This window comes from Streptomyces sp. NPDC058653 (genome assembly GCF_042716895.1).
In the GTDB taxonomy this organism is placed as follows: Bacteria; Actinomycetota; Actinomycetes; order Streptomycetales; family Streptomycetaceae; genus Streptomyces.
In genome coordinates this window covers 21,103-27,738 of the sequence record NZ_JBHXRM010000069.1, presented here as the reverse complement: position 1 = coordinate 27,738, position 6,636 = coordinate 21,103, and the positions used below count along the sequence as shown (strand labels likewise).

Genomic DNA, 6,636 nt, shown 5'->3' with positions numbered 1-6,636 from the left:
GCCCGGCCCGCCTCCACCCGCGGCGCCCGCGCCGGCGAAGGCGGCGCCCGCCGCCAGGCCCGCTGTCGCGGCCGAGCCGAAGGAAGAGCCGGCCGAGGAGCCCTCGGGCCCCGAGTACGTGACGCTGCGCGGCCCCTCCGCCGCCGTCGCGAAGAACATGAACCTGTCGCTGGAGCTGCCCACGGCCACGTCCGTGCGCGCCGTCCCGGTGAAGCTCCTCTTCGACAACCGCATCGTCATCAACAACCATCTGAAGCGGGCGCGCGGCGGCAAGATCTCCTTCACGCACCTCATCGGGTACGCGATGGTGCAAGCCATCAAGGCCATGCCGTCGATGAACCACTCCTTCGCCCTGAGGGACGGCAAGCCCACCCTGGTCAAGCCGGAGCACATCAACTTCGGTCTCGCCATCGACCTGGTGAAGCCGAACGGCGACCGCCAACTCGTCGTCGCCGGCATCAAGAAGGCCGAGACGCTCAACTTCTTCGAGTTCTGGCAGGCGTACGAGGACATCGTCCGGCGTGCCCGCAACAACAAGCTGACGATGGACGACTTCAGCGGCGTCACCGTCTCGCTGACCAACCCGGGCGGCCTCGGCACGGTCCACTCCGTGCCGCGTCTGATGCCCGGTCAGTCGGTCATCATGGGCGTCGGCTCGATGGACTACCCGGCCGAGTTCCAGGGCACCTCGCAGGACACCCTGAACAAGCTGGGCATCTCCAAGGTCATGACGCTGACCTCCACCTACGACCACCGGGTCATCCAGGGCGCCGCCTCGGGCGAGTTCCTGCGGATCGTCAGCCAGCTGCTGCTCGGCGAGAACGAGTTCTACGACGAGATCTTCCAGGCGCTGCGCATCCCCTACGAGCCGGTCCGCTGGCTCAAGGACATCGACGCCTCGCACGACGAGGACGTCACGAAGCCCGCGCGGGTCTTCGAGCTGATCCACTCCTACCGGGTGCGCGGCCATGTCATGGCCGACACCGACCCGTTGGAGTACCGCCAGCGCAAGCACCCCGACCTGGACATCACCGAGCACGGCCTCACCCTGTGGGACCTGGAGCGGGAGTTCGCGGTCGGCGGCTTCGCCGGCCAGTCGATGATGAAGCTGCGCGACATCCTGGGCGTGCTGCGCAACTCGTACTGCCGCACCACCGGCGTCGAGTTCATGCACATCCAGGACCCGAAGCAGCGCAAGTGGCTCCAGGACCGTATCGAGCGCTCCAACTCCAAGCCCGAGCGCGAGGAGCAGCTGCGGATCCTGCGCAGGCTCAACGCGGCCGAGGCGTTCGAGACGTTCCTCCAGACCAAGTACGTCGGCCAGAAGCGGTTCTCGCTGGAGGGCGGCGAGTCCGTCATCCCGCTGCTCGACGCGGTCATCGACTCGGCGGCCGAGTCGCGGCTCGACGAGGTCGTCATCGGCATGGCCCACCGCGGCCGGCTCAACGTCCTGGCGAACATCGTCGGCAAGTCGTACGCCCAGATCTTCCGCGAGTTCGAGGGCAACCTCGACCCGAAGTCGATGCACGGCTCCGGCGACGTGAAGTACCACCTGGGCGCCGAGGGCACCTTCACCGGTCTCGACGGCGAGCAGATCAAGGTGTCGCTGGCCGCGAACCCCTCGCACCTGGAGGCGGTCGACCCGGTCCTCGAAGGCATCGCGCGCGCCAAGCAGGACATCATCAACAAGGCGGGCACGGACTTCACCGTGCTGCCCGTCGCACTGCACGGCGACGCGGCCTTCGCGGGCCAGGGCGTCGTCGCCGAGACGCTCAACATGTCCCAGCTGCGCGGCTACCGCACCGGCGGCACGGTGCATGTGGTGATCAACAACCAGGTCGGCTTCACCGCCGCCCCGGAGGCCTCCCGCTCCTCGATGTACGCCACCGACGTGGCGCGCATGATCGAGGCGCCGATCATCCACGTCAACGGTGACGACCCCGAGGCGTGCGTCCGGGTGGCGAGGCTCGCGTTCGAGTTCCGCCAGACGTTCAACAAGGACGTCGTGATCGACCTCATCTGCTACCGCCGCCGCGGTCACAACGAGGGCGACAACCCGCAGTTCACCAACCCGCAGATGGTCACCCTGATCGACAAGAAGCGCTCGGTGCGCAAGCTCTACACCGAGTCGCTGATCGGCCGCGGCGACATCACGCTGGAAGAGGCCGAGCAGGCGCTCCAGGACTTCCAGGGCCAGCTGGAGAAGGTGTTCGCCGAGGTCCGCGAGGCCACGTCGCACCCGGCTCCGGCCCATGTCCCGGACGCCCAGGCGGAGTTCCCCGTCGCGGTCACCACGGCGATCTCCCAGGAGGTCGTCAAGCGGATCGCCGAGTCCCAGGTCAACATCCCCGACTCGATCACGGTGCACCCGCGGCTCATGCCGCAGATGCAGCGCCGCGCGGCGTCGGTGGAGGACGGCACGATCGACTGGGGCACCGGCGAGACGCTCGCCATCGGCTCGCTGCTGATGGAGGGCACCCCGGTCCGGCTGTCGGGCCAGGACACCCGCCGCGGCACGTTCGGCCAGCGCCACGCGGTGCTGGTGGACCAGGAGACCGGCGAGGACTACACCCCGCTGCTGTATCTGGCCGAGGACCAGGCCCGTTACAACGTCTACGACTCGCTGCTGAGCGAGTACGCGGCGATGGGCTTCGAGTACGGCTACTCGCTGGCCCGTCCGGAGTCGCTGGTCATGTGGGAGGCCCAGTTCGGCGACTTCGTCAACGGGGCGCAGACCGTCGTCGACGAGTTCATCTCCTCGGCCGAGCAGAAGTGGGGCCAGACCTCGGGCGTCACGCTGCTGCTGCCGCACGGCTACGAGGGCCAGGGCCCGGACCACTCGTCCGCGCGCCCCGAGCGCTTCCTCCAGATGTGCGCGCAGAACAACATGACGGTCGCGATGCCGACCCTGCCGTCGAACTACTTCCACCTGCTGCGCTGGCAGGTCCACAACCCGCACCACAAGCCGCTGGTCGTCTTCACCCCGAAGCTGCTGCTGCGGCTGAAGGCGGCGACCTCGAAGATCGAGGAGTTCACCACCGGCGGCTTCCGCCCGGTGATCGGCGACTCGATGACCGAGGCGGGCTCGATCGATCCGGCGGCCGTCCGCAAGGTCGTCTTCTGCGCGGGCAAGGTCTACTACGACCTGGACGCCGAGCGGCAGAAGCGCGGTCTGACGGACACCGTGATCGTGCGGCTGGAGCGGCTGTACCCGCTGCCGGGCGCGGAGCTCCAGGCGGAGATCGCGAAGTACCCGAACGCGGAGAAGTACCTCTGGGCGCAGGAGGAGCCGGCGAACCAGGGCGCGTGGCCGTTCATCGCGCTCAACCTGATCGACCACCTGGATCTGGCGGTCGGTGCCGACATCCCGCACGACGAGCGCCTGCGCCGTATCTCGCGGCCCGCGTCCTCGTCGCCGGCGGTCGGTTCCGCCAAGCGGCACCAGGCGGAGCAGGCACAGCTCTGCGCCGAGGTGTTCGACGCCTGACCGTTCCGATGTGAGGCATGTACGAGGGCCCGGCACCGCTCGCTCGCGGTGCCGGGCCCTCGTACGTCCGACGCCGGCCGGTGACGGGTCCGCCGGCCTCCGGTGCTCAGCCCAGATACGGCTCGAAGTCCCAGTAGGGCCGCACCCGCTGGCGCGCGGAGAGCGTGTGCTGGTGCTGCGCGCCCATGGTGCGCGTCAGCTTCTGGAGCGCGTCCTCCTCCACCTTGTCGGCCTCCTCGCGCTGCTGGAGCGCGCGCAGATCGGCCGCGAGCGCCGTCTGGCTGGAGAGCGTCATCGGATGGTCGTCGCCCAGCACCGCGCGGGCGCGCCGCAGGGTGTCCCGGCTCAGCTCGGCGGCCTCCTCCAGACGCCCGGTCAGATTCCGGCCGCCCGCGGCGTTCAGCGCGCAGCCCAGCGTCCAGGGGTGGTCGTCGCCGAGCAGGGTGCGCAGACCGGTGAGCGCCTGCTCGAAGAGGACGAGCGCGCCGTCCCTGTTCCCCTCGGCCTGCATGAGGAGCCCGATGTTGGACTGCATGCCGGTCGGTACGGGGTGGGCCTGGCCGACCAGGGCCCGGTAGCTGTCCTCGGCCTCGGTGAGCAGCTCCCTGGCCTGGCCCAGATCGCCGTGCACCCGCAGGTAGTTGCCGTAGTCGGTGACCAGCATGAGGCTGTTGTGGTGGCCCTGGCCGTACACCCGCTGCTGGCGTTCGAGCAGGTCGGCCATGACCGGACCGATGTCCTCGCCCTTGCCCCCGGCCCTGCGCCTGCACATGACGAGGTTGTGCTGCGCCCACAGCGTCTGCGGGTGGTGTTCCCCGAGGACCTTGAGATGGGTGCGGACACCGAGCTCCTGGCGGGCCAGGGCATCGTGGAAGCGGCCGAGGAGCCGCAGGTCGCGGGCGCAGGCGTTGACCGAGTGCAGGGTGTTGGAGTGCTGGGCGCGCAGCACCGCCTCCCGTTTGCGGAGGGTGTCGAGATCGATCTCGTACGCGTCCGAGTACTGGCCGAGGAGCCGCAGGGACACGGCGAGGTTGTGCTGGGCCCGCAGGGTGGTCCACTCGTCCTCGCCCAGCAGCTCCCGGCCGACGTCGACCACGTCCCGCTGGAGCCGGTAGGACTCGGGGTAGCGGCCGAGGAACCGCAGGTCGGAGCTGAGCCCGCTGTTGACGGCCATCAGCCTGATCGGGTCCGGTTCGGCCTGGGCGAGGAGCAGGTCGAGGGCCCCGCTGTCCCGGTCGTACGCCTCGTGGAACCGGCCGCTGGCGCGCAGGATCACGGTCGTGCGGTCGCTGAGCTCCAGCATCTGCTCGGCGTCGGGGGCGAACAGCTCGACCCACCGTGCCCGGACCCGTCGGGCCAGGTCCATGCCGACGGTGTACTCACCGCTGGTGTAGCAGTACCGGAGGCAGTTGAGGACCAGCTGGACGATACGTGGCTGGGTGCTCTCCAGCGCGCCGGAGAATTCGAGCTGGGGCAGGATCTCGGCGTACCGGGGCCAGTTCCTGCTGTCGGAGGGCTCGCCGGGGTCGCCGCCGACGAGGACCTGGCGGACCACGGCCCGGTGGGTCTCGCGGTCGTCACCCGCGGTGAGCCTGCTGACGATGCCGTGCACGACACGGTGCATATGGACCGACTCCTGGCGGCGCCCGGCCTCGCGGCCCTCCGAGACGGACGCGCTCCGTGAATCCTTGATGATGACGGAGTAGTTGGCGAGGGTGTCCAGGGCCCTGGGCCAGTCGGGGGTGTTGTCCGCGATCCAGCGGAGCTCCTCCGGGAGGTCGCCGGGGGACACGCTGCGGACCAGACCGACGGGAATCCTGCCGGGCGCGAAGCAGGCGCAGAGCTTGAGGAGTTCGAGCGCGCGCGGCTCGGACTCGCGGACCCGGTTGAGGAGCATCGACCAGGACGTCAGCGAGGAACTGGGGTAGTCACCCAGCTCGGACACCTCGTCCAGGGGGTTGATCTCGCCGGTGTGCACCTTTTCGAGGTACTCGGGCACGGGCATCCGCAACTCGCCGAGCAGGGCCGCCGCGTGGGCCATCTGGAGAGGCAGGTCCTGGAACTCGACCGCGACCTCGTTGGCCTCCTCCGCGGTGATGTGCGGGGCCCTGCGCATCAGATAGCCGGTCGACTCGGCCCGCAGGAAGACGGGCACCTCGACGACCTCGCCGACGGTGCGCCAGCCGTGGTTGCGCGAGGTGATCAGCACATGGCCGGTGCCGCCCCTCGGCAGCATCGCGGCCGCCTCGTCCACGTCCTCCCAGCCGTCGAAGATCACCAGCCAGCGGCCGTGCGGATCGCCCCGGCGCAGCGCGTCGCGCACCGCGCGGATGCGCTCGCCCGGTTCGGAGCCGCTGCGCAGGCCGAGCGCGGGTGCCAGCTCGCCGAACCGGTCGCGCTGGGTGCCCCGCTGGTCGGAGTTGACCCACCACACGACGTCGTAGTCGGGGCTGAAGCGGTGCGCGTACTCGGCGGCGAGCTGTGTCTTGCCGATGCCCGACATGCCGACCAGCGCGCAGACGGCCGCGCCGGGCTCGACGTCCGTGAGCGACTCCTGGATACGGTTGAGCAGGTCGTCCCGGCCGGTGAAGCGGGCGTTGCGGCGCGGCACCTCGCCCCAGACGGCGGGCGCGTCGTTGGGGTAGCGGGAGGGGGACGGCGCCTCCTCGCGCACCAGGGACGGTTCGAGCGAGAGCCGGCCCAGCAGACGCCGCTCGGCCTCCGTCTCGGCGATGCCCCACAGGTCGACGGGTTCGAGGACGGCGGTGGCGGGCAGCAGCGAACGGTTGGTCAGGTTGACGGCGGCGAAGCGGTCGGCGTGGGCGGCGACGAAGCCGCGCAGCACGGTGTTCCACTCGCCCTCACGCCGCGGCCCCAGCTGGAAGAACCACTCGCTGAGCACCAGCAGGACACGGCCTCTGGCCAGCAGCAGATCGCCGAGCGCGTCCTCCAGGGACTCGTCGCGGTCGGGGTCCCAGCGGTGCGACGTGACGCGGTGTCCGTGGGCTTCGAGCCGGCGGGCGATCCAGGTGGCCCACGGCCGGTGGTGCCCCGGGAAGGCGACCACGAAATGCTGGGACTCCTGATCGGGGCCGCCGTCCTCCGTCAGGTGCCGCTGAGCGACCATGCGCGCGTCTCCTCATTCATCG

2 protein-coding genes are annotated in these 6,636 nt (G+C 70.0%); one reads left to right on the top strand and one right to left on the bottom strand.

Annotated elements, in window-relative coordinates; all coding sequences use genetic code 11:
• Nucleotides 1–3,487, top strand: a 3,487-nt coding sequence (locus ACFWU9_RS34840; RefSeq protein ID WP_384325093.1) for a multifunctional oxoglutarate decarboxylase/oxoglutarate dehydrogenase thiamine pyrophosphate-binding subunit/dihydrolipoyllysine-residue succinyltransferase subunit, incomplete at its 5' end; no start/stop codon positions are given.
• 106 nt (nucleotides 3,488–3,593) lie between these two features.
• Here ACFWU9_RS34840 and fxsT read toward each other — a convergent pair.
• Nucleotides 3,594–6,614, bottom strand: coding sequence for an FxSxx-COOH system tetratricopeptide repeat protein (gene fxsT, locus ACFWU9_RS34835; RefSeq protein WP_384325092.1), 3,021 nt, complete (start codon nucleotides 6,612–6,614; stop codon nucleotides 3,594–3,596).
• Between the last annotated feature and the right edge of the window lie 22 nt (nucleotides 6,615–6,636).